General features: G+C 63.3%; 19 protein-coding genes, 1 tRNA gene and 1 pseudogene. 11 read left to right on the forward strand and 10 right to left on the reverse strand.

Annotated features, from left to right (window positions below):
• Window positions 1-325: 325 nt before the first annotated feature.
• Complete coding sequence (gene metH, locus E8F11_RS10910) at window positions 326-4,018, reverse strand: methionine synthase (protein WP_280288859.1); 3,693 nt, start codon at window positions 4,016-4,018, stop codon at window positions 326-328.
• A 212-nt stretch (window positions 4,019-4,230) separates the two neighbouring features.
• Here metH and E8F11_RS10915 point away from each other — a divergent pair, with 212 nt between their 5' ends.
• Together E8F11_RS10915 and nfuA are read left to right on the forward strand one after the other, a co-directional pair.
• Complete coding sequence (locus E8F11_RS10915) at window positions 4,231-6,489, forward strand: fatty acid cis/trans isomerase (protein ID WP_280288956.1); 2,259 nt, start codon at window positions 4,231-4,233, stop codon at window positions 6,487-6,489.
• A 97-nt stretch (window positions 6,490-6,586) separates the two neighbouring features.
• The gene (gene nfuA / locus E8F11_RS10920) at window positions 6,587-7,171 is read left to right on the forward strand and encodes a Fe-S biogenesis protein NfuA (RefSeq protein ID WP_280288860.1); all 585 of its coding nucleotides are present in this window, start codon (window positions 6,587-6,589) and stop codon (window positions 7,169-7,171) included.
• A gap of 903 nt (window positions 7,172-8,074) precedes the next feature.
• Here the strand turns inward: nfuA and E8F11_RS10925 are convergent.
• The 6 genes and pseudogenes from E8F11_RS10925 to E8F11_RS10950 form a co-directional block, all read right to left on the reverse strand.
• Entirely contained in the window at window positions 8,075-9,241 is a 1,167-nt protein-coding gene (locus tag E8F11_RS10925; RefSeq protein WP_280288861.1) for an MFS transporter, read from the reverse strand.
• A 22-nt stretch (window positions 9,242-9,263) separates the two neighbouring features.
• Complete coding sequence (locus E8F11_RS10930) at window positions 9,264-9,506, reverse strand: DUF1272 domain-containing protein (RefSeq protein WP_280288862.1); 243 nt, start codon at window positions 9,504-9,506, stop codon at window positions 9,264-9,266.
• Between the two features lie 10 nt (window positions 9,507-9,516).
• Window positions 9,517-10,524: a DJ-1/PfpI family protein gene (locus E8F11_RS10935; protein ID WP_280288863.1), complete on the reverse strand. Its 1,008-nt coding sequence runs from the start codon at window positions 10,522-10,524 to the stop codon at window positions 9,517-9,519.
• Between the two features lie 89 nt (window positions 10,525-10,613).
• On the reverse strand, window positions 10,614-10,742 hold the full coding sequence (locus E8F11_RS10940; RefSeq protein ID WP_348529763.1) for a hypothetical protein: 129 nt from the start codon (window positions 10,740-10,742) through the stop codon (window positions 10,614-10,616).
• Between the two features lie 58 nt (window positions 10,743-10,800).
• A pseudogene (locus E8F11_RS10945) lies at window positions 10,801-11,112 on the reverse strand (DUF421 domain-containing protein); the annotation flags it as partial.
• A gap of 204 nt (window positions 11,113-11,316) precedes the next feature.
• Window positions 11,317-11,586, reverse strand: coding sequence for a hypothetical protein (locus E8F11_RS10950; protein ID WP_280288864.1), 270 nt, complete (start codon window positions 11,584-11,586; stop codon window positions 11,317-11,319).
• Between the two features lie 316 nt (window positions 11,587-11,902).
• On the opposite strand from E8F11_RS10950, the gene E8F11_RS10955 reads away from it, so the two are divergent.
• Window positions 11,903-12,571: a PA2778 family cysteine peptidase gene (locus tag E8F11_RS10955; RefSeq protein ID WP_280288865.1), complete on the forward strand. Its 669-nt coding sequence runs from the start codon at window positions 11,903-11,905 to the stop codon at window positions 12,569-12,571.
• Window positions 12,572-12,697: 126 nt separating this feature from the next.
• Here E8F11_RS10955 and E8F11_RS10960 read toward each other — a convergent pair whose 3' ends face one another.
• Complete coding sequence (locus tag E8F11_RS10960; RefSeq protein WP_280288866.1) at window positions 12,698-13,981, reverse strand: FAD-binding oxidoreductase; 1,284 nt, start codon at window positions 13,979-13,981, stop codon at window positions 12,698-12,700.
• A gap of 184 nt (window positions 13,982-14,165) precedes the next feature.
• Here E8F11_RS10960 and E8F11_RS10965 point away from each other — a divergent pair.
• A tRNA-Val gene (locus E8F11_RS10965) sits at window positions 14,166-14,242 on the forward strand.
• Window positions 14,243-14,542: 300 nt separating this feature from the next.
• Here E8F11_RS10965 and E8F11_RS10970 read toward each other — a convergent pair.
• Both E8F11_RS10970 and E8F11_RS10975 read right to left on the reverse strand, forming a co-directional pair.
• Complete coding sequence (locus E8F11_RS10970) at window positions 14,543-15,028, reverse strand: DUF1643 domain-containing protein (RefSeq protein ID WP_280288867.1); 486 nt, start codon at window positions 15,026-15,028, stop codon at window positions 14,543-14,545.
• 309 nt (window positions 15,029-15,337) lie between these two features.
• Entirely contained in the window at window positions 15,338-15,694 is a 357-nt protein-coding gene (locus E8F11_RS10975; RefSeq protein ID WP_280288868.1) for a hypothetical protein, read from the reverse strand.
• 373 nt (window positions 15,695-16,067) lie between these two features.
• Here E8F11_RS10975 and E8F11_RS10980 point away from each other — a divergent pair, with 373 nt between their 5' ends.
• The 7 genes from E8F11_RS10980 to pheS all read left to right on the forward strand — a co-directional run bounded on the left by E8F11_RS10980 (window position 16,068) and on the right by pheS (window position 21,976).
• Window positions 16,068-16,274, forward strand: a complete 207-nt coding sequence (locus E8F11_RS10980) for a hypothetical protein (RefSeq protein ID WP_280288869.1) — start codon at window positions 16,068-16,070, stop codon at window positions 16,272-16,274.
• Between the two features lie 439 nt (window positions 16,275-16,713).
• A complete protein-coding gene (locus E8F11_RS10985) occupies window positions 16,714-17,253 on the forward strand; it encodes a DUF4345 domain-containing protein (RefSeq protein ID WP_280288957.1) in 540 nt (179 codons plus the stop codon).
• 497 nt (window positions 17,254-17,750) lie between these two features.
• The gene (gene thrS, locus E8F11_RS10990; RefSeq protein WP_280288870.1) at window positions 17,751-19,673 is read left to right on the forward strand and encodes a threonine--tRNA ligase; all 1,923 of its coding nucleotides are present in this window, start codon (window positions 17,751-17,753) and stop codon (window positions 19,671-19,673) included.
• A complete protein-coding gene (gene infC, locus E8F11_RS10995) occupies window positions 19,673-20,224 on the forward strand; it encodes a translation initiation factor IF-3 (RefSeq protein ID WP_280288958.1) in 552 nt (183 codons plus the stop codon). Before thrS ends, infC begins: the two co-directional genes overlap by 1 nt.
• 61 nt (window positions 20,225-20,285) lie before the next feature.
• Window positions 20,286-20,480, forward strand: coding sequence for a 50S ribosomal protein L35 (rpmI, locus tag E8F11_RS11000; protein ID WP_280288871.1), 195 nt, complete (start codon window positions 20,286-20,288; stop codon window positions 20,478-20,480).
• A gap of 28 nt (window positions 20,481-20,508) precedes the next feature.
• Entirely contained in the window at window positions 20,509-20,865 is a 357-nt protein-coding gene (gene rplT / locus E8F11_RS11005) for a 50S ribosomal protein L20 (protein WP_068826439.1), read from the forward strand.
• Between the two features lie 94 nt (window positions 20,866-20,959).
• The gene (pheS, locus tag E8F11_RS11010) at window positions 20,960-21,976 is read left to right on the forward strand and encodes a phenylalanine--tRNA ligase subunit alpha (RefSeq protein ID WP_280288872.1); all 1,017 of its coding nucleotides are present in this window, start codon (window positions 20,960-20,962) and stop codon (window positions 21,974-21,976) included.
• Window positions 21,977-22,002: the final 26 nt, after the last annotated feature.

The raw sequence follows: 22,002 nt of genomic DNA on the forward strand, positions 1-22,002 counted from the left end.
GAGGCGTGCGGGGCCATGGATGGCCCCTCACGCCGGGCCCCCGGAGCAACGATGGAGCGAGGGAACCCGACGAAGTCGGGCCGGATGCAGGGGCAAGTTTTTTGGTTCCTTTTCAACGATTGGAAAAGGGACTCGCCTGGGAAGGCGAAACAGGGACTCGCAGACCACTCGATAAGCAACTCGGCTCAGGACGTTCTAGCAACCCTTAACGCAGACATAGCCAATTCATTCGCTAATCGGGCCTTCAGGTTCGGCCCGCACATCCGATCGGGGGCGCTGCGCGCCCCTTGGCGAATGAATTCGCCCCCACAAGTAAGAGCTGGGATCAGCTCTCGTAACCCAGGTTCGGCGACAGCCAGCGTTCGCTGACGGCCTGGTCCTGGCCCTTGCGCTTGCTGTAGCTCTCCACCTGGTCGCGTTCGATCTTGCCGACGGCGAAGTACTGCGCCTCGGGGTGGGCGAAGTACCAGCCGCTGACCGCGGCGGCGGGGAACATGGCGTAGTGCTCGGTGAGGGTCACACCTGACGTGCTGTGCGGGTCGAGGAGGCGGAACAGGGTGCCCTTCTCGGTGTGGTCCGGGCAGGCCGGGTAGCCGGGAGCGGGGCGGATGCCCTTGTACTGCTCCTTGATCAGCGCCTCGTTGTCCAGGTGTTCGTCCGCCGCGTAGCCCCAGTACTCCTTGCGCACGCGCTCGTGCAGCCACTCGGCGCAGGCCTCGGCCAGGCGGTCGGCCAGCGCCTTGACCATGATGGCGCTGTAGTCGTCACCCTTGCCCTCGAACTGCTTGGCCAGCTCTTCGGCGCCGATGCCGGCGGTGGTGATGAAACCGCCGACATAGTCGGTGATGCCGCTTTCCTTCGGCGCAACGTAGTCGGCCAGGCAATAGTTCGGCTTGCTGTCGGGCTTGATGGTCTGCTGGCGCAGGTGGTGCAGCTTGGCCAGCGGCTTGCCATGGGCGTCGTAGACCTCGATATCGTCGTGGTCCACCTGGTTGGCCGGCCAGAAGCCGAATACCGCGCGGGCCTTGATCAGCTTGCCGTCGATCAGCTGTTTGAGCATGGCCTGGGCATCGTTGAACAGCGAAGTGGCGGCTTCGCCCACCACTTCGTCGGTGAGGATGCGCGGGTACTTGCCGGCCAGGTCCCAGGCGATGAAGAAGGGCGTCCAGTCGATGTACTTGGCCAGCACCGCCAGGTCGATGTCTTCCAGCAGTTGCATGCCGGTGAAGCTCGGCTTCTGCGGGCGGTAGCCGGCCCAGTCGAACTGCGGTTTGTTCGCCAGCGCGTCGGAATAGGCCAGGCGCTCGGTGCGGGCGGCGCGGTTGGCGGTGCGCTCGCGCACTTCCACGTAATCGGCGCGGGTCTTCTCGACGAAGCCGGCCTTGAGCTCCTTGGACAGCAGCTGGGTGGCCACGCCCACGGCGCGGGAGGCGTCGGTGACGTAGACCACGGCATCGTTGCTGTACTGCGGGTCGATCTTCACCGCGGTGTGCGCCTTGGAGGTGGTGGCGCCACCGATCATCAGCGGCAGCTGGAAGCCCTGGCGCTGCATTTCCTTGGCGACGTGGACCATCTCGTCAAGCGACGGGGTGATCAGGCCGGACAGGCCGATGATGTCGCACTTCTCGGCGATGGCGGTCTGCAGGATCTTCTCTGCCGGCACCATCACCCCCAGGTCGACGATGTCGTAGCCGTTGCAGCCCAGTACGACGCCGACGATGTTCTTGCCGATGTCATGCACATCGCCTTTCACCGTGGCCATGAGGATCTTGCCCTTGGCTTCCGGCTTGTCGCCTTTTTCCGCCTCGATGAAGGGGATCAGGTGGGCCACCGCCTGCTTCATCACGCGGGCGGACTTGACCACCTGGGGCAGGAACATCTTGCCGGCGCCGAACAGGTCGCCGACCACGTTCATGCCGGACATCAGCGGACCTTCGATCACCTCGATCGGGCGCGCGCATTGCTGGCGGCATTCCTCGGTGTCTTCGACGATGAAGGTGGTGATGCCTTTGACCAGGGCGTGCTCCAGGCGCTTGCCCACCGGGTAGCTGCGCCATTCCTCGCTCTCGGCTTCCTTCACCGCGCCGCCGCCCTTGTACTCGTCGGCGATGGCCAGCAGGGCATCGGTGCCTTCGGGGCTGCGGTTGAGCACCACGTCCTCGACCTTCTCGCGCAGCTTGGCCGGGATCTCGTCGTAGATCTCCAGCTGGCCGGCGTTGACGATGCCCATGGTCAGGCCGTTCTTGATCGCGTGGTAGAGGAAGACCGAGTGGATCGCCTCGCGCACCGGGTTGTTGCCGCGGAAGGAGAAGGACACGTTGGACACGCCGCCTGAAGACAGCGCATAGGGCAGCTCGTCGCGGATGTAGGCGCAGGCCTCGATGAAGTCCACCGCGTAGTTGTTGTGTTCCTCGATGCCGGTGGCGACGGCGAAGATGTTCGGGTCGAAGATGATGTCTTCCGGCGCGAAGCCCACTTCGTTGACCAGGATGTCGTAGCTGCGTTTGCAAATTTCCTTCTTGCGCGCGGCGGTGTCGGCCTGGCCGGCCTCGTCGAAGGCCATCACCACCACCGCGGCGCCATAGCGCTTGCACAGGCGGGCGTGGTGCTTGAAGGCCTCGACGCCTTCCTTCATGGAGATGGAGTTGACGATGCCCTTGCCCTGGATGCACTTCAGGCCGGCCTCGATCACGTCCCACTTGGAGGAGTCGATCATGATCGGCACGCGGGAAATGTCCGGCTCGCCGGCGATCAGGTTGAGGAAGGTGACCATGGCCGCCTTCGAGTCCAGCATGCCCTCGTCCATGTTGATGTCGATGACCTGGGCGCCGGCTTCCACCTGCTGCAAGGCCACTTCCAGGGCCTCGGTGTAGTTCTCTTCGCGGATCAGCCGGGCGAACTTGGCGGAACCCGTGATGTTGGTGCGCTCGCCGACGTTCACGAACAGCGAGTTGCGGTCGATGGTGAAGGGCTCCAGGCCCGACAGGCGGCAGGCCTTGGGAATCTCCGGGATCGCCCGCGGCGGGTACTTGGCCACGGCTTCGGCGATGGCCTGGATGTGCGCCGGGGTGGTGCCGCAGCAGCCGCCGACGATGTTGAGGAAGCCGCTGGCGGCGAACTCCTCGACCACCGCGGCCATTTCAGCCGGGGTCTCGTCGTACTCGCCGAAGGCATTCGGCAGGCCGGCGTTGGGGTGGGCGGAGACATGGGTCTCGGCCTTGTTCGCCAGCTCTTCCAGATAGGGACGCAGGTCCTTGGCGCCGAGGGCGCAGTTCAGGCCCACGGAGATCGGCTTGGCGTGGCGCACCGAGTTCCAGAAGGCCTCGGTGGTCTGCCCCGAGAGGGTACGGCCGGAGGCGTCGGTGATGGTGCCGGAAATCATGATCGGCAGCTCGATGCCCAGTTCCTCGAACACGCCCTGCACGGCGAAGATCGCCGCCTTGGCGTTGAGGGTGTCGAAGATGGTCTCGATCAGGATCAGGTCCGAGCCGCCCTCGATCAGGCCCTTGGTGGCCTCGGTGTAGTTCTCCACCAGCTCGTCGAAGGTGACGTTGCGGTAGCCGGGGTTGTTCACGTCCGGGGAGATGGAGCAGGTGCGGCTGGTCGGGCCGAGCACGCCGGCGACGAAGCGCGGCTTGGCCGGGTTCTCGGCAGTCTTGGCGTCGGCCACTTCTCGGGCCAGGCGCGCGCCTTCGACGTTCAGCTCGTAGACCAGCGCTTCCATGCCGTAGTCGGCCTGGGACACGCGGGTGGCGTTGAAGGTGTTGGTCTCGAGGATGTCCGCGCCGGCATCCAGGTAGGCCTTCTCGATGGCCTGGATCACGTCCGGGCGGGAGAGCAGCAGCAGGTCGTTGTTGCCCTTCACGTCGCTGGGCCAATCGGCGAAACGCTGGCCGCGGTAGTCCGCCTCATCCAGCTTGTAGCTCTGGATCATGGTGCCCATGCCGCCGTCGAGGATCAGGATGCGCTCTTTGAGCGCCTGTTGCAGGGCTTGCTGGCGGGCGATGCGGTCGGACATGGGAACTACCTGAGGGGTGGCGTGAACAAAGGCGAGGATGATAGCAAAACCTTAGTAATTTTTAGCTTATCCGCAATTTTCATGAATTCTGCTCATGTTGCCGGCGGGGCGGGCTCGCCGTCCCGCGCTGCAAGCCAGTAGAATCCGCCCATTTGCTCTTCAGGGATTGAGTCATGTCGCAGCGCCTGCTTGCTGTCCTGTTTGTCTTGTTCATGCTGCCGGTCCGCCCGGCCCTGGCGGACGAGCTTTCCTACAGCCGCGACATCCAGCCGATCTTCACGCAGAAGTGCGTGGCCTGCCACGCCTGCTACGACTCGCCCTGCCAGCTCAACCTGGGCAGCGCCGAAGGTGCCGCGCGCGGCGCGAGCAAGCTGCCGGTTTACGACGGCGGCCGTACCAAGGCACAAGACACCAGCCGCTTGTATTTCGATGCCCAGGGTGCCGAGGCCTGGCGACGCAAGGGTTTCCATTCCGTGCTGGACGCCAGCGGTGCCCAGGCCGCGCTGATGGCGCGGATGCTTGAGCTGGGCAAGGCCAATCCGCCGGAACCCAACGCCAAGCTGCCGGCCGACCTGGATATCAGCATCAACCGCCAGAACCAGTGCCCGCTGCCGGGTGAGTTCGATGCCTATGCGCGCAAGCATGTCCGGGCCGGCATGCCCTTCGCCGTCACCGGCCTCAGCGAGGCGGAGTACCAGACCCTGCAGCGCTGGTTGGCCGAGGGCGCCAAGGTGGAAGAGCAGGCCGTGTTGCCCAGCGCCGCCGAGGCGCGCCAGGTGGCCCAGTGGGAGGCGCTGCTGAACGCGGCGGGGGCCCGCGAGGCCCTGGTGGGGCGCTGGTTGTTCGAGCACCTGTTCCTCGCCCATCTCTACTTTGAAGGCGGTGAGCCCGGCCATTTCTTCCAGCTGGTACGTTCGCGCACCCCCAGCGGCCAGCCCATCGACCCCATCGCCACCCGGCGGCCCAACGAGGATCCGGGCAACAGCTTCTATTACCGCCTCTGGCCCATCCAGGGCGTGATAGTGCACAAGACCCACATCACCTATCCCCTCAGCGCGTCGAAGCTGGCGCGGGTCAAGGAGCTGTTCTTCTCCGGCGACTGGACGGCGGAGCAGGTGCCCGGCTATGGCGCACAACGTCGCGCCAACCCCTTCGAGACCTTCCAGGCCATCCCGGCCCAGGCGCGCTACCAGTTCATGCTGGATAATGCCGAGTACTTCGTGCGTACCTTCATCCGTGGCCCGGTCTGCCGTGGGCAGATCGCCACCGATGTGATCCGCGACAACTTCTGGGCGCTGTTCCAGGACCCGGCCCACGACCTCTACATCACCGACGCCGAGTACCGCGCCGAGGCCACGCCGCTGCTGGCGATGCCCGGCCAGTTCGACGAGATCGGCGACCTGCTCGGCCTCTGGCGCGCCTACCGCGATAAGCGCAACGAGTACGAGGCGTTGCGTCTGGACGCATACGCGGATGCGCCGCCGCCCAGCTGGGCGCACATCTGGACCGGCAACGACAACGCCCTGCTGTCGATCTTCCGCCAGCACGACAGTGCCTCGGTGCGCAAAGGCCTGATCGGCGAGATTCCCCAGACCATCTGGTGGATGGACTACCCGTTGTTCGAGCGCACCTACTACCAGCTGGTGGTCAACTTCGACGTGTTCGGCAACGTTTCCCACCAGGCGCAGACGCGGCTCTACTTCGACCTGATCCGCAATGGCGCCGAGGTCAACTTCCTCCGCCTGATGCCGGCACAATCCCGCGTGGCGCTGCTCGACGACTGGTACCAGAACAGCGGCAAGGTGAAGATGTGGCTGGACTACCAGAGCATCGACAAGGACACCCCCAGCGGCCTGACCTTGGCCGAGGCCAATGCCAATGCCAATGCCAAGCGCGCGTTCGCCCAGGAGCTGCTGCAGCGCTACGCCGGCCTCAATGCGCGGCCCGATCCGATCAACCGCTGCACGGGCGCCCACTGCTTCCGGCCGCGAATCGCTCCCGAGCTGCAGCAGGCCGAACAGGCCTTCAGCCGCCTGGTCAGCCGGCCAGCGGCGGGGCTCAAGGTGATCGAGCAACTGCCGGAAGCGACCCTGCTGCGGGTGGAACTGGCCGACGGCCGGCGCGAGGTCTACAGCCTGCTGCGCAACCGTGCCCACAGCAACGTCGCCTTCATGATGGGCGAAGCGTTGCGCTATCAGCCGGGGCTGGACACCCTGACCCTCTATCCAGGCGTGCTGAGCAGCTACCCCAACTTCGTTTTCAACCTCAAGGCGGAGGAGGTGGAGGCGTTCGTCGGCGCTATGGAGCAGGCCAGGGACAGTGCCGCATTCGACAAGCTGGTACAGCGCTGGGGCATCCGCCGCACTCATCCGCAGTTCTGGTTCTACTTCCACGACCTGGCGGCCTACATCCGCGACACCGAGCCGGTGGAGGCGGGGGAGCTGGACATGAACCGCTACCAGAACCTTTGAATATGAGCTGGACGCGAATTATTCCTACTAAATTGGTAGGGCTTTAACCCATGTTCCCCTTTGGCGTACACTGCGCCCATGTTTGCGAGGAGTTGCCATGAGCGCCATCACCATTACCCAAGCTGCCCAGGACTATCTGGCTGACCTGCTGGAAAAGCAGAACGCCCCGGGCATCGGCATCCGTGTCTTCATCACCCAGCCGGGCACCCAATACGCCGAGACCTGCATCGCCTACTGCAAGCCCGGTGAGCAGAAACCCGAGGACAGCCCCCTGGCCCTGGCCGCCTTCACCGCCTGGATCGATGGCGTCAGCGAGCCCTTCCTCGAAGACGCGATCGTCGATTACGCCACCGACCGCATGGGCGGCCAGCTGACCATCAAGGCGCCGAATGCCAAGGTGCCGATGGTCAACGAAGACAGCCCGATCACCGAGCGGATCAACTACTACCTGCAGACCGAGATCAACCCCGGCCTGGCCAGCCACGGCGGCCAGGTGAGCCTGGTGGACGTGGTCGAGGAAGGCATCGCCGTGCTGCAATTCGGCGGCGGCTGCCAGGGCTGCGGCATGGTCGACATGACCCTGAAGGACGGCGTCGAGAAAACCCTGATGGAGCGCATCCCTGAGCTCAAGGGCGTACGCGACGTCACCGACCACAGCAACAAGGAAAACGCCTACTACTAAGGCGTGCGCGATACGAAAAAGGCGACCTGCGGGTCGCCTTTTTTTATTTCACGGATTTCCTTGTTAGGGCGATTTCAATCGCGAAGAGGCACGCCTGGTAGGTTGTGGCTGAACTACGCGAAGCCCAACGTCGGTGGCCCAGGTTGCACCCCGCGTTGGGCCGCGCTGCGCTTGGCCCAACCTACAAAGCGTTGGCGACGTTCGTAGGTTGTGGCTGAGCTACGCGAAGCCCAACGTTGGTGGCCCAGGCTGGACCCCGCGTTGGGCCGCGCTGCGCTTGGCCCAACCGACAAAAGCGTTGGAGGCGTTCGTAGGTTGTGGCTGAGCTACGCGAAGCCCAACGTTGGAGGCCCAGGTTGCACCCCGCGTTGGGCCGCGCTGCGCTTGGCCCAACCGACAAAAGCGTTGGAGGCATTGGTAGGTTGTGGCTGAGCTACGCGAAGCCCAACGTTGATGGCCCAGGCTGGACCCCGAGTTGGGCCGCGCTGCGCTTGGCCCAACCTACAAAAGCGTTGGAGACATTGGTAGGTTGTGGCTGAGCTACGCGAAGCCCAACGTTGGTCGCCCCAGGCTGGACCCCGCGTTGGGCCGCGCTGCGCTTGGCCCAACCTACAAAAGCGTTGGAGACGTTTGTAGGTTGTGGCTGAGCTACGCGAAGCCCAACGTTGGTGGCCCAGGCTGCACTCCGCGTTGGGCCGCACTGCGCTTGGCCCAACCTACAAAAGCGTTGGAGACATTCGTGGGTTGTGGCTGAGCTACGCGAAGCCCAACGTTGGTGGCCCAGGCTGCACTCCGCGTTGGGCCGCGCTGCGCTTGGCCCAACCTACAAAAGCGTTGGAGGCGTTCGTAGGTTGTGGCTGAGCTACGCGAAGCCCAACGTTCGTGGCCCAGGCTGGACCCCGCTCACTCCGCCGCCAGCCGGCGCCGCACCGGCAGCAGCATCAGCAGGGCAAGCGCCAACAGGGGCAACATGCCCAGGTTCACCGCATCCCAGCCGATCCCGGCGATGAGTGCGCCCGAAGCGAAGGAGCCGCAGGCGGCCACCAGGCTGTTGCCGAACTCCATCATGGCCTGCGCCTGGCCGCGCTCTTCGGCACTGTGGCCTTCGCCGAGCAGGGTGGTGCCGGCCACCAGCATCAGGTTCCAGCCGACCCCGAGGAGGAAGGAACTGGCCAGGAAGTGCGCCGGCTGCAAGCCAGCCAGGGCAATGGCAGCGCTGCCGAGCAGGATCAGGCTGCCGAGCAGGGCGACGCGCCGGCTGCCCAGGCGGTCCACCAGCGGGCCGGCGACGAAGGCGGGAAGGAACATGCCGAGCATGTGCCAGCGAATCACTTCGGCACTGGATTCCAGGGGCAGGCCGCAGAACTTCATGGCGAGCGGCGTGGCATTCATCACCAGGATCATCAGGCCATGACCGACGGCTGTGGTGGCAAGCGCGGCGCGCACCAGTGGTCGCGCCAGCAGTGCGCGGGTTGCCACGAGGCTGGCCCGCGCTGGGCTTGGCGCCTGGCCTTCCCGCAGGCGCGACATCAGCAACAGGCCCACCAGTGCCAGGGCCGCGATCATCAGGTAGGCGCCGACGAAGGGCGCGTCCAGGGCATCGCGCGACCAGAGGGAAAGGCTCGGTGCCAGCAGGGCCGCGCAGACGCCGCCGCCGACGACATAGGCGGTCGCCCGGCCTTTGTGCGCCTCGCCCACGGCCTCCAACGCGGCGAAGCGGTAGTACATGGCCGAGGCCTGGTAGGCGCCTATGGGCAAGGCACCCAGGCAGAACAGGATGAAATCCCCCAGCCACACGCCAAGGGCGCATAGCAGGCCGCCCGCCACGCCGCAGCCGGCGCCGAGCATCAGCCCCGGCCGGCGCCCATGGCGTTGCATGAACAGCGACAAAGGCTGCACCGCCATCAGGTTGCCGAGGACCATCAGCGCCAGAGGCAGGGTCGCCAGGGCATTGAGTGGCGCCAGTTGCAGGCCGACCAGTGATGTCAGGGTGATGCCGATCATGGCGCAGCTCCAGTAGAGCGCCTGGCCGGCGAAGAGCAAGCGAATGGAGGGGTTGTTCAGCAACATGGTTCGTCCTTGAAGCGAGTGGTCAGTTGGGGCAGCCGGCAGTCTTGACGACGCGCTGGCTGGAGGCCGGGAACTTCTCCAGCTTCCTCGCCGGGCGGATCGGCCGGCGCACCAGTTCGCCGCCGCAGTTGGGGCAGGTGCCGTGCAGGCGCTGGTCGGCGCAGCTACGGCAGAAGGTGCATTCGAAGGAACAGATCAGCGCCTCGGCCGAGTCGGGCGGCAGGTCCTTGTCGCAGCATTCGCAGTTGGGGCGGAGTTCGAGCATGGCGTCATCCTCAATCGGAGGTTGGGCGTCCGAAGCGTTCCGCATATTCCTGCGGGCTGACGGACAGGTGCTTGTGAAAGGTGCGGCGCAGGTTCTCCGGGTGGCCGAAGCCGGTCAGGCGCGCGACTGTGGCGATCGAAGCCTGGGCGTCCTGCAACAGCGTGCGGGCCGCTTCCAGCCGGACCCGCTCGACGTACTTGCCCGGCCCCAGTCCGAGTTCCTGGACGAAGGCACGCGACAGGCTGCGCGGCGCCATCTTCGCCTGGGCCGCCAAGGCTTCCAGTGACAGGTCCGCGCTCAGGTTGGCCGGGATCCACTCCAGCAGCGCGGCCAGCCGGGGCGTGCGGCTGGGTTCGGGAGTGAGCAGCGCGCTGAACTGCGTCTGGCCACCGGGCCGGCGCAGGAACAGCACCAGGCGGCGGGCCACCGCCAGCGCCATGGGACGGCCGAGGTCCGCTTCCACCAGGGCCAGCGCCAGGTCGATACCTGCGGTGACCCCGGCCGAGGTGAATACATGGGCGTCGCCGTCCCGGCCGGTCGGGTCGTAGGTGTGCAGGCGGTCGCCCTGTACCTCGATGCCTTCATGGCAGCAGAGCGCTTCCACGTCCGACCAGTGGGTGGTGGCCTGGCGCCCCTGCAGCAGGCCGGCCGCGGCGAGGACCAGGGCGCCCGAGCAGATGGAGCCCAGGCGGCGTACCTGCGGCTCTGCGTTCCGTAGCCATTCCAGCAGCGCCTGGTCCTGGCACTGGACGTCCATGGTCATGCCGCCGGGAATGAGCACGGTGTCCAGGCGGGCCGGATCGACTTCGCTCCAGGCCTGTTCAGCCACCAGGGCGAAGCCGGCGGAAGTCTTCACCGGGCCGGCGGCGGGCCCCAGTAGGTGAAGGACGTAGCAAGCTGGCAAGCCTTGGCGTTCGCGCTCGACATTGGCTGAGGCGAACACCTGCAGGGGGCCGGTGACATCCAGGCTCATGACGTCGGCGAAGGCCAGGCAGGCGATGTGGCGAATGGCGTCCATGACAGCCTCGAAACAAGCGTTGGAGTCAGTCTGCAGCGAAAACAGGGTGGCAACAATGACAATAGCCCCACAACTATTGCCAATCCCGTTCAGGCGCTGCCTTCCCTCGCCTCGACCAGCTCTCCCGCGATGAAGGCCTCGACAATGGCGGGATGGATGTAACACTTGCGGCAGATCGCCGGGCTGTTTCCCAGGCGCTGGGCCATCTGCTTGACCACCTCGGTCACCTGCTGGCTAGGGACGCCATGGTGTTCCGGGCGGCATGGCGCAAGCCTTCCAGGTGCCGAAGCGCGGGCTGCGCTCCATTGCGTAGGTGGTCAGGCGGTAGAGGCAGAGCAGGGTGGCGAACACCGCGAGTATCGGCAGGAGCGGGACGTCCTCATAGAAGGACACGTCGCCGGCGGCGGAGCCCGGGGTGAGGATGACCAGGACTTCGAACAGTGACAGCTGGCGCACGCCGCGCCGTCCGGAAAAGCGCAGGAAGGCGAAGACCAGGATGAAGGCGCATAACGAGCGCAGGATCACTTCGCCGAGGAAGGCGAGCGGGAACTCGTCGAGGAAGATGCGTTGCCAGTCGAACGGATTCATCGCCAGTCCGCTCCTTGCATCCAGCACGGGCCTACGGGGGCAGTACAGGGATAGACAGCGGATTCCGGCGACTTGCGTCGTGCAGTGGCTGGGCGGTGCTAGCGGGGGAGGGAATCGGGAAGGCGGGTAAAGCGAGGCGAAAAAGTCGCCGGAGCGAGCAGGGGAGGCCTGCCCGCCGCGCATTGGGCACTGGCGCTGGAGTCGTTACTCCGGCATGGACCAGGGGTCGAGGTCGTAGCCCTTGCGGCTCAGCTCCTCGCGGGATTGCTTGAGAATGTCGGCCAGTTGCTCCGGGTCGGAATAGGTGCTGCTGGGGATCTTCGAGCGGCCGAGCAGGCGGGTGCTGGTGCGGTCGATCACGCTGATGCTGAGTTCGCCGGTGCCGTCCTGGAGGGACCAGGCAACGCACTGGAAGGGTTTGAACGCACGACCGGCGATGATCAGTGCCTCGTTGAAGCGCAGCGGAGTATTCATGGGAGGGGTCTCTCCATATTGTGCCCAATGAAGGTGACGGCGAGGCTGCATGCCTTTATTACACCGTCGTGAATGTGGATGGCGAGACTCGACCAATAAGTCACAGGGCGTCGTGAAAAACTAAGTTTTTGTCGCTGAAATGAACGGATAAGCGACTTTTGTACCGGGCGTTGTGCGTCTTTGCTGCGCCCGGCGGTATACATCGCCCCGTTGGCATTGTCGCGAATCGCCTCAGCGGGCGCTGTGATGTACCGCGCCGGTTCACGCAAGTATCATCGGCGACCATCCAAATTCATTTCGTACAGCGAGTGATGCCTTGCCTGTCCTGAATCGCCTGCTCCGTCCCTTGCTCGTCGCCAGTTGCGTTGCACTGCTGGCGGGTTGCTCCGCCCAGCCGCTGTCGCCGAAGTTGCGCGCGGTCCCCGAGCGGGTCGAACTCAGCGGCGTGCCCTTCTTCGCCCAGAACGCCTACCAGAGCGCACCGGCCTCGATGGCCGCCCTGCTGACCCAGCAGGGAGAAGTGGTAACGCCCGGGATGATCGAACATGAATTGCAGCTGCCGCAGAAGGAGGCCTCCCTGCAGGAAGGCTTGGCGGCGACGGCGCGCCAGCATGGTCTCCTCGTCTACCCGTTGAACAACCAGTTGGATGAGCTGTTGGAGCAAGTGGCCGCGGGCAACCCGGTGCTGGTGCACCTGCGTGAAGGCTTCGGCTGGATGCCGAGCTGGCGCTACGCGCTGCTGATCGGTTACGACCGCAAGAACCAGCAGGTGCTGCTGCGCCAGGGGCATGAGCGCCGCGCCCAGATGAGCTTCAGCTCGTTCCAGTCGAGCTGGGACGAGGCGGGCAACTGGGCGGTACTGCTGCAGGCGCCCAATCAGCTGCCGGCTTCCGTTGAGCGCACGCGCTGGCTGAAGGCCGCCGACGAACTCGCCGCCGCTGGCCAGGCCAACGCCGCCAAGATGGCCAGGCTGCAGATGCCCTGACCAGGTCTGCTTTTGGTAGGTTGGGCCGGGCGGCGTTCCGAGAGCGAAGCGAAGCCCAACAAGGCGGCGCCCGCGCCGCCCAATAAAAACGGCGCCCTAGGGCGCCGTTTTTCATTTCTGGGGCGATCAGACCCCCAGCTTGTCACGCAGGCTGTAGTACCAGGCTCCCATGGCCGTGAAGGGCACGCGGAACGCGCGGCCACCCGGGAAGGGGTAGTGCGGCAGGCTGGCGAAGGCGTCGAAGCGCTCGGCCTGGCCGCGCAGGCTCTCGGCCAGCACTTTGCCGGCGACGTGGGTGTAGGTCACGCCGTGGCCGCTGCAACCCTGGGAGTAGTAGATGTTGTCGCCGATCCGGCCGACCTGGGGCAGGCGGGAAAGGGTCAGCAGGAAGTTGCCGGTCCAGGCGAACTCGATCTTCACGTCCTTCAGCTGCGGGAAGGTCTTGAGCATCTTCGGCCGGATGATGGCCTCGATGTTGGCCGGGTCACGGGCACCGTAAACCACGCCACCGCCGTAGATCAGGCGCTTGTCGCCGGAGAGGCGGTAGTAGTCCAGCAGGTAGTTGCAGTCCTCGACGCAGAAGTCCTGAGGCAGCAGGGACTTGGCCATCTCAGCCGACAGCGGCTCGGTGGTGATCACCTGGGTGCCGCAGGGCATGGACTTGCTGGCCAGCTCGGGAATCAAATTACCCATATAGGCGTTGCCGGCCACAACCACGAACTTGGCCTTCACGCGGCCTTTCGGGGTGTGCACCACTGGGTTGGCACCGCGCTCGATGCGGGTGGCCGGGCTCTGCTCGTGGATCACGCCACCCAGGGACTCGGCCGCCGCGGCTTCGCCCAGGGCCAGGTTCAGCGGGTGGATGTGGCCACCGCTCATGTCCAGCATGCCGCCGATATAGTTGTCAGTCGCGGCGACTTCACGAATGCGCTTGGCGTCCAGCATCTCCAGCTGGGTATGGCCGTAGCGCTCCCACAGCTTCTTCTGGGACTCCAGGTGCTCCATCTGCTTCTTGGTGAGCGCAGCGAACACGCCGCCGTCCTTCAGGTCGCACTTGATGTCGTACTTCTTGATGCGGTCGCGGATGATGCGGCCGCCTTCGAACGCCATCTCGCCCATCAGCTGGGCATGCTTGGCGTTGGAGGTGCGCTCGATCACGTCGATGTCGCGGCTATAGCTGTTCACGATCTGGCCGCCGTTGCGGCCGGAGGCACCAAAACCCACCTTGGCGGCTTCGAGGATGGTCACCTTGAAGCCGTTCTCCAGCAGGAAGAGGGCAGTGGAAAGCCCCGTATAGCCTGCGCCTACGATGCAGACGTCGGTTTCGGTCTCGCCGATCAGTTCAGGGCGCGGCGGAACGGGGTTGGCCGAGAACGCGTAATAGGATTGGGGGTAGGGAGTGTGCGTCATAATGGAATCTCTGTTTTTTATTTTTTACAGATAGAGCGATGCTACCTGAGTTGAAACGGGCCCGCTAGCCTCTGTGCAAAATATTCAACGATGGGCTGAACAGTAAAAAATCCACTTTTTCAGAGAGTTAGCGAAAAAAGGTGTTGACACAAAAAAGATAGCCCGTAGAATGCGCACCCATCGAAGGCACATAGCTCAGTTGGTTAGAGCACCACCTTGACATGGTGGGGGTCGTTGGTTCGAGTCCAATTGTGCCTACCAAATCGAACCCGCGTCACGCGGGGCTTAGAGGGGCGATCCGAAAGGGTCGCCCCTTTTTGTTTGGGGATATTTTTTCCAAACGTCCCACCACCTACAGCTTTAGGTCGGCGTCCGCGCGCTGGTACTAAACGCCCTTCTCCTCGTGGCCGGCCTGATAGTGCTCGGTCATTTTCACGTCGGCATGCCATAGACAACACCTTGCCTCCCAGCGCCTGGCGCCGGGGTGTATCGGTTGAAGTGTTGCTCAGCCGTCTACTCTCGCCGGCAGCTGGTGGGGTAGGTGGGGTAGGTGGGCAGGTGTCAGGCGCTGGGCAGCGTCCAGGGAATCAGGGGCTGGTCGCTGCGGACGTACAGGGGATGGCGGGGGTGGCCATCTTTGGTGGTGCCCAAGCACCAGAGGCGCCCGCCGGCGGCGGTCAGAATGCTGGTCACTGCTGTCACTCGATCCGACCGGGCATTCGCGCCCCAGGCACAGACGATGTCCGTGTATTCCCGGGCAATAGACTTGAGGCGCCAATCGTTGTCCGGGCCTACCGGGTCCGGATGCTTCCAGAGCTCGGCAGGATCCGTTGCGCGCAGGGCGTAGAGGTTCGCCACGGCGATACCGTTGCAGCCCCAGGCCCTGGCGAAGTTACGGCAGCGGCGGATAGTCGGGTCGTCCTCGGTGGCGTCCGCCGTGCTCGGGTTGAGCATCAGGAAGAGGGCAGTGCCCTTCTCGGCGTGCACATCGCCTGGCCGGGTGAGCAGGTAGCGGTAGGTTCCGCATTCGCTGAAGATCGCGCTCACGGCTGCACCTCCGGATATGTGGATCCAGTAGCGCTTCAGGCCTCGGTCCAAGGCTTGTCACCGAGATGAACCCCAACCCGCATGGCCTCTTCTATGAATAGGTCAAGCTTGGCCTTGGCGGTAGGAGATCGGGATGTCGCAACGAGAACGCAATATAGACGTGCTCGCACGCACGATTTGGGGCGAGGCACGGGGTGAGAGACGCTCGCCAGATCCGACCGGCCGGCCGCGCACTGCGTGACCGAAGTCGAGTAGCGGGGCAGGCGTGTGAGCGGTCAAATGAGTCACCCAGGAACACTCGCCAGTGATTCAGTAGTGAAGCCAGGCCTGGTACAGGTGGTAGGAGATCGCCAGCGCCATCCCCCACAGAATCAGCTGCCGAGCCACCTTTAGAGTCAGGGCCCAGTAGATCGCCGCGGCCACCATGGCCCCAAGAATCAGGTTGTGGGTCGGTTCTGGCTGCTTGAGGTAGGTGGCAGACAAGTATCCAGCGGCCAAGGACGCCAATACCTGCAGGATCACAAGGAGGGGAAATCGATCTGCGCCTGGTTTGTGGTGGCCGTCGTACAACTTGCCCAAACCTCGGCATTGACGGCACTCTACCGCGTGGCCATTTTTGAGAATGGTTCGGTTGCCATTGCATGTGGTGCAACGTTGCCAGGTCATGATGTCCCCGTGCCATGTCAGAGTCTGACTGGGATTAACGGTACACCGCCCGGCGTCTCTCAGCGTGACCGCTTGTGTGGGGAAGGCGGCCGCTGGGTGCAATTTACGGCGCCAGCCACTGCAGATTCATGTCTGCGCATCTTCAGGTCAGCACGGCTCATCTGTATTCCTGCGGGTGACCCTGTTGCACATACAGCCAGGCGCCCGGTCCGTGGAGCCTGGCTGGCCTAGTCTTTAGTCGAAACTTCGGTGCGAGATGCTCCGTGGTTGCTCATACTGTGTGGAACAAGCCAACCCAATGGGTTGGCTTTTTTTTGCCCGGTCGATGAGCCGGGCTCCAGTGTCCCAATGCCAATTCGATCCGGAGGCTTCCATGGACATAGCGGTTCAGCGGCTCACCGACCAGGGACGAGATGTATGGCAAGTGGAAGCCTGCGGGATGGCAGTGTCGTTCAAGGATCAGGCTTCGGCCGTCTCCTTCGCGGAGAAGCTCAAGGAGCGAGTGGCTGCACCCCACTGCATTCCGGAAGACGTGCTTCAGCGCTGGGCCGAAGAGCACGCCAGGATGCAGGAGGGGTGATGTAGTTGATCGGGATGGGCTCACCAAGTTTGGAGGAGGGCGAAGCATGGCTTGCTTGATCTGTGGTGGAACTGCCCCGGTATGGGAGTACGGAAGGGGCGGGCTATCCGTTGACTGTGCTGAATGTGGCCGGTACGACGTTTCGGAGCCTGTGATAGAAATTCGAGCCAAGAATGGCTTCGGCTTCGACGTTGAGCAGACCCGGCTGTGGCTGCAGGACCAGCGCCTCACTGGCCGCCATACACCGCTTATCGATACTGGCACGGTGAAGTGGAATATTCCCTGAGCTGAAGGGTGGCCTGGTTCGACTCAATCACTGGTCTCGGTGGGTGGATCAGGTTTCGGCTTCCTGGCCTGGCGCAGCAGGTGGCGGCTGGGCGAACGAAACGCCTTGCAGCGGGTCTCCTTCAGATCGCTGCCGATCAGAGGAGGATTGGTGATGCTACTTGCCCGGCTGATCCTGGTGCTTCAGGTAGTGGTGTTCGCCGGCTTCGGCCTGGCCTACTGGTTCCGCCCTTACGAGATGGCGAACCTCAACGGCATGCTGCTGATGGAAGCCGCCTCGGTGAGCAATGTCCGTGTCTACTACGGCGGCCTGCAGGTGGGTCTGGCGCTTTTCCTGCTATGGTCGCTGCGCGGACGCGAGCTGATGCGCGCGGCTCTGATGATGCTGCTCTTGATCCAGTCGATGCTGATATTGGCGCGCATCGGCTCGCTCTGGCTGGATGATGGCACTCTGCAGAATTTCGAAATCAGCGCCCTGATCTACAAGCTCGTCAGTGCCGTGTTGTCTGCTGTCGCACTGTTGCAACTCGCGCGTTACCCCGAATCGGTAACCGAAACCGAGGTGGCCAGCGATTTCGATGACGACCTCGAGCCCCTGCACCGCCGCGGCATCCGTGGAGATGTGGCGGAGCGCCTCGACGAACCGCTTGAGGCGCCGCCGCGCCTGCCGTCCGATCGCAATCCGGATGCCTGACGCAGGGATTCGCAGCCAGGACGACGCCACGTAGGGTGCGCCGTGCGCACCAATCGACTTCCCAGGTCGAGCCTGGCTTCAATACAAGGTTGTCGCTCGAAATCCCGACATCCAGCGAAGAGGCCGCGCCACACGAAAATTCAACGCTAAGTTATTGATTCCTTTGTGCTAGACTGCGCCCTTTCTTGTTGCCTCAGAAAAGTCCTTTCCCCTTTGGCATCAAGCGCTTAGGTGTATGCCGCTATAAAAATTTGGCGGTGTGCCTTCCGGATTCGGCAAGAAAGGGTCGCCCAGGTGGCCTTTTTATCGTGCGCTTGTCAGGGCGCCGGCTTTCTGAAAGCATCCCGCTCTTCATTTACCTCCAGTGACTCTGGTTCGGACCTGGTTGGCCCTCGAGGCTCCTGCCACCGTATGGCAGGCATACCACCGGATCGCGTACTGGCTCATCCCAACCCACGTGGCCTTTGGTAGAGGTCACCACTAGGAGAGGAGGCGCCATGCCCATCATTACTCTTCCCGACGGCAGTCAGCGTACGTTCGACAAACCCGTATCCGTGCTCGAGGTGGCCCAGTCCATCGGCGCGGGCCTGGCCAAGGCAACCCTGGCCGGCAAGGTCGACGGCAAGCTGGTGGACGCCTGTGATCTGATCGAAAACGACGCTTCGCTGCAGATCGTTACACCCAAGGACGAAGAGGGGCTGGAGATCATCCGTCACTCCTGCGCACACCTGGTGGGGCACGCCGTCAAGCAGCTCTTCCCGAACGCCAAGATGGTGATCGGCCCGGTGATCGAGGAAGGCTTCTACTACGACATCGCCAACGATCGCCCCTTCACGCCTGATGACATGGCGGCCATCGAAAAGCGCATGGCCGAGCTGATCGAGAAGGACTACGACGTCATCAAGAAGATGACCCCGCGTGACGAAGTCATCGAGGTGTTCAAGTCCCGTGGCGAGGAATACAAGCTGCGCCTGATCGACGACATGCCCGACGAGAAGGCCATGGGCCTGTACTTCCACGAGGAGTACGTCGACATGTGCCGCGGCCCGCACGTGCCTAACACGCGCTTCCTCAAGGCCTTCAAGCTGACCAAGATTTCCGGTGCCTACTGGCGCGGCGACTCGAAGAACGAGCAGCTGCAGCGCATCTACGGCACCGCCTGGGCGGACAAGAAGCAGCTGGCTGCCTATATCCAGCGCATTGAAGAAGCCGAAAAACGCGACCACCGCCGCATCGGCAAGCAGCTGGACCTGTTCCACCTGCAGGAAGAAGCGCCGGGCATGGTGTTCTGGCACCCCAATGGCTGGACCATGTACCAGGTGCTCGAGCAATACATGCGCAAGGTGCAGCGTGAGCATGGCTATGTAGAGGTGCGCACGCCCCAGGTGGTGGACCGTATTCTCTGGGAGCGCTCCGGCCACTGGTCCAACTACGCCGAGAACATGTTCACCACTTCGTCGGAAAGTCGCGACTACGCGGTAAAACCGATGAACTGCCCGTGCCACGTGCAGATCTTCAACCAGGGCCTCAAGTCCTACCGCGACCTGCCGCTGCGCCTGGCCGAGTTCGGCGCCTGCCACCGCAATGAGCCGTCCGGCGCGCTGCACGGCATCATGCGCGTGCGCGGCTTCACCCAGGACGACGCCCACATCTTCTGCACCGAAGATCAGGTGAAGCAGGAAGCGGCCGACTTCATCAAGCTGACCCTGCAGGTGTATTCGGACTTCGGCTTCTCCGACATCTCCATGAAGCTGTCGACCCGCCCGATCAAGCGCGTGGGATCCGACGAGCTGTGGGATCGTGCCGAGAGTGCCCTGGCAGACGCGCTGAACGAATCCGGCCTGGAATGGGAATACCAGCCGGGCGAAGGTGCGTTCTATGGTCCGAAGATCGAGTTCACCCTGAAGGATTGCCTCGGCCGTAACTGGCAGTGCGGCACCCTGCAGTACGACCCGAACCTGCCGGAGCGCCTGGACGCCGCCTACATCGCCGAAGACAACAACCGCAAGCGCCCGGTGATGCTGCACCGCGCCATCCTGGGCTCCTTCGAGCGCTTCATCGGCATGCTCATCGAGCACTACGCCGGGGCCTTCCCGGCCTGGCTGGCGCCGACCCAGGCGGTGATCATGAACATCACCGACAAGCAGGCCGATTTCGCCCTCGAGGTGGAGCGGGCACTGAACCAAAGCGGGTTCCGTGCCAAGTCTGACTTGAGAAACGAAAAAATAGGCTTTAAAATCCGCGAGCATACTTTGCTCAAGGTTCCCTATCTCTTGGTTATTGGAGACCGGGAAGTTGAGACTCGATCCGTTGCTGTGCGCACCCGCGAGGGTGTCGACCTGGGTTCCATGCCCTTCGAAAGCTTCTCTGAGCAGCTCGCACAAGCGGTTTCCCGGCGTGGTCGCCAAGACTTGGAGTAATCACTATTAAGCGTGAAATGAGACAGGACAAGCGGACTCAACCGAAGGCCCCGATCAACGAGAATATCTCGGCTCGTGAGGTGCGGTTGATTGGTGCTGACGGCCAGCAGATTGGCGTCGTCTCGATTGATGAAGCGCTTCGCTTCGCAGAAGAAGCAAAGCTGGATCTGGTGGAAATTTCTGCCGACGCGTTGCCTCCTGTTTGCCGGATCATGGATTACGGCAAGCACCTCTTCGAGAAGAAGAAGCAGGCCGCTGCAGCGAAGAAGAACCAGCACCAGCAACAGATCAAAGAAATCAAGTTTCGTCCAGGGACGGAAGAAGGGGATTACCAGGTAAAACTACGCAACCTGGTACGTTTCCTTAGCGAGGGGGACAAGGCCAAGGTATCGCTTCGATTCCGTGGTCGTGAGATGGCTCACCAGGAGCTGGGTATGGAGCTGTTGAAGCGGGTCGAAGCCGACCTCGCCGAACTCGGCACCGTCGAACAGCATCCTAAGCTGGAAGGACGCCAGCTGATGATGGTCATCGCCCCCAAAAAGAAAAAATAACCACCAGGGCACTGGCAGGCCTTGCGGTTATGCGTAATCACTCAATGCGGAGTATCCGAACATGCCAAAGATGAAAACCAAGAGCGGTGCTGCGAAGCGCTTCAAGAAGACAGCTTCTGGCTTCAAGCACAAGCACGCTTTCAAGAGCCACATCCTGACCAAGATGACTACCAAGCGTAAGCGTCACCTGCGCGGCTGCACCCTGGTGCATCCGTCTGACGTCGCAAAAGTAGCGCGCATGCTGCGCGTTCGTTAATCGGTCAAGATTCTAGAGGAAATTACTCATGGCTCGTGTTAAGCGTGGCGTCATCGCTCGTGCCCGTCACAAGAAAATTCTGAAACTCGCCAAAGGCTACTACGGCGCACGCTCGCGCGTGTTCCGCGTTGCCAAGCAAGCGGTAATCAAGGCTGGCCAATACGCCTACCGTGACCGCCGTCAGCGCAAGCGCCAGTTCCGCGCTCTGTGGATCGCTCGTATCAACGCTGGTGCTCGTCAGAACGGTCTGTCCTACAGCCGCCTGATCGCTGGCCTGAAAAAAGCGACCATCGAGATCGATCGTAAGGTTCTGGCCGACCTGGCAGTGAACGAAAAAGCGGCGTTTGCTGCGATTGTCGAGAAAGCTAAGGCCGTCCTGGCTTAAGTCCCCGACAATCACCGGGTTCGCCCGGTGCTGAACGTCACCGATAGGGGAAGGGCCTTGCGCTCTTCCCCTATTTCGTATCTGGAGTCTGTAGATGGAAAATCTGGATGCGCTGGTCTCGCAAGCGCTTGAGGCCGTGCAACAAACCGAAGACGTGAATGCCCTGGAGCAGATTCGCGTTCACTACCTTGGCAAGAAGGGCGAGCTGACCCAGGTGATGAAGACCCTGGGCGACCTGCCGGCAGAGGAGCGCCCCAAAGTCGGCGCCCTGATCAATGCCGCCAAGGAGCGCGTTCAGGACGCCTTGAACACCCGCAAAGAGTCGCTTGAGCAGGCAGCCCTGACCGCCAAGCTCGCGGCCGAGCGTATCGACGTGACCCTGCCGGGCCGCGGCCAGGCCTCCGGTGGCCTGCACCCGGTAACCCGCACCCTGGAGCGCGTCGAGCAGTTCTTCACCCGGATTGGCTACGGCATCGCCGAAGGCCCCGAAGTCGAAGACGACTACCACAACTTCGAAGCGCTCAACATTCCCGGCCACCACCCGGCCCGGGCAATGCACGACACCTTCTATTTCAACGCGAACATGCTGCTGCGTACCCATACCTCCCCGGTACAGGTGCGCACCATGGAATCGCAGCAGCCGCCGATCCGCATCGTCTGCCCCGGCCGCGTCTACCGCTGCGACTCGGATATCACCCACTCGCCGATGTTCCACCAGGTCGAAGGCCTGCTGATCGACGAAGGCATCAGCTTCGCCGACCTCAAGGGCACCATCGAAGAATTCCTGCGGGTGTTCTTCGAGAAGCCGCTCGGCGTGCGCTTCCGTCCCTCCTTCTTCCCCTTCACCGAGCCGTCGGCCGAAGTCGACATGTCCTGCGTGATGTGCAGCGGCAAAGGCTGCCGCGTGTGCAAGCAGACCGGCTGGCTGGAAGTGATGGGCTGCGGCATGGTGCACCCGAACGTGCTGCGCATGTCCGGCATCGACCCGGAAAAATACCAGGGCTTCGCCTTCGGCATGGGCGTCGAGCGCTTGGCCATGCTGCGTTATGGCGTCAACGACTTGCGCCTGTTCTTCGACAACGACCTGCGCTTCCTCGCGCAATTCCGCTAGGTCGCAGCGTCCGAAACGAATCCCAG

It is taken from the genome of Pseudomonas sp. BN417, assembly GCF_029871205.1.
Lineage (GTDB): Bacteria > Pseudomonadota > Gammaproteobacteria > Pseudomonadales > Pseudomonadaceae > Metapseudomonas.

Coding starts and splice junctions, on each gene's coding strand:
- E8F11_RS10915 (WP_280288956.1), top strand. CDS start 4,231: ATGCTGCCGGTCCGCCCGGCCCTGGCGGACGAGCTTTCCTACAGCCGC.
- E8F11_RS10980 (WP_280288869.1), top strand. CDS start 16,068: ATGGACATAGCGGTTCAGCGGCTCACCGACCAGGGACGAGATGTATGG.
- E8F11_RS10930 (WP_280288862.1), bottom strand. CDS start 9,506: ATGCTCGAACTCCGCCCCAACTGCGAATGCTGCGACAAGGACCTGCCG.
- E8F11_RS10925 (WP_280288861.1), bottom strand. CDS start 9,241: ATGTTGCTGAACAACCCCTCCATTCGCTTGCTCTTCGCCGGCCAGGCG.
- metH (WP_280288859.1), bottom strand. CDS start 4,018: ATGTCCGACCGCATCGCCCGCCAGCAAGCCCTGCAACAGGCGCTCAAA.
- E8F11_RS10950 (WP_280288864.1), bottom strand. CDS start 11,586: ATGAATACTCCGCTGCGCTTCAACGAGGCACTGATCATCGCCGGTCGT.
- E8F11_RS10985 (WP_280288957.1), top strand. CDS start 16,714: ATGCTACTTGCCCGGCTGATCCTGGTGCTTCAGGTAGTGGTGTTCGCC.
- E8F11_RS10935 (WP_280288863.1), bottom strand. CDS start 10,524: ATGGACGCCATTCGCCACATCGCCTGCCTGGCCTTCGCCGACGTCATG.
- pheS (WP_280288872.1), top strand. CDS start 20,960: ATGGAAAATCTGGATGCGCTGGTCTCGCAAGCGCTTGAGGCCGTGCAA.
- E8F11_RS10960 (WP_280288866.1), bottom strand. CDS start 13,981: ATGACGCACACTCCCTACCCCCAATCCTATTACGCGTTCTCGGCCAAC.
- rplT (WP_068826439.1), top strand. CDS start 20,509: ATGGCTCGTGTTAAGCGTGGCGTCATCGCTCGTGCCCGTCACAAGAAA.
- rpmI (WP_280288871.1), top strand. CDS start 20,286: ATGCCAAAGATGAAAACCAAGAGCGGTGCTGCGAAGCGCTTCAAGAAG.
- E8F11_RS10975 (WP_280288868.1), bottom strand. CDS start 15,694: ATGACCTGGCAACGTTGCACCACATGCAATGGCAACCGAACCATTCTC.
- thrS (WP_280288870.1), top strand. CDS start 17,751: ATGCCCATCATTACTCTTCCCGACGGCAGTCAGCGTACGTTCGACAAA.
- nfuA (WP_280288860.1), top strand. CDS start 6,587: ATGAGCGCCATCACCATTACCCAAGCTGCCCAGGACTATCTGGCTGAC.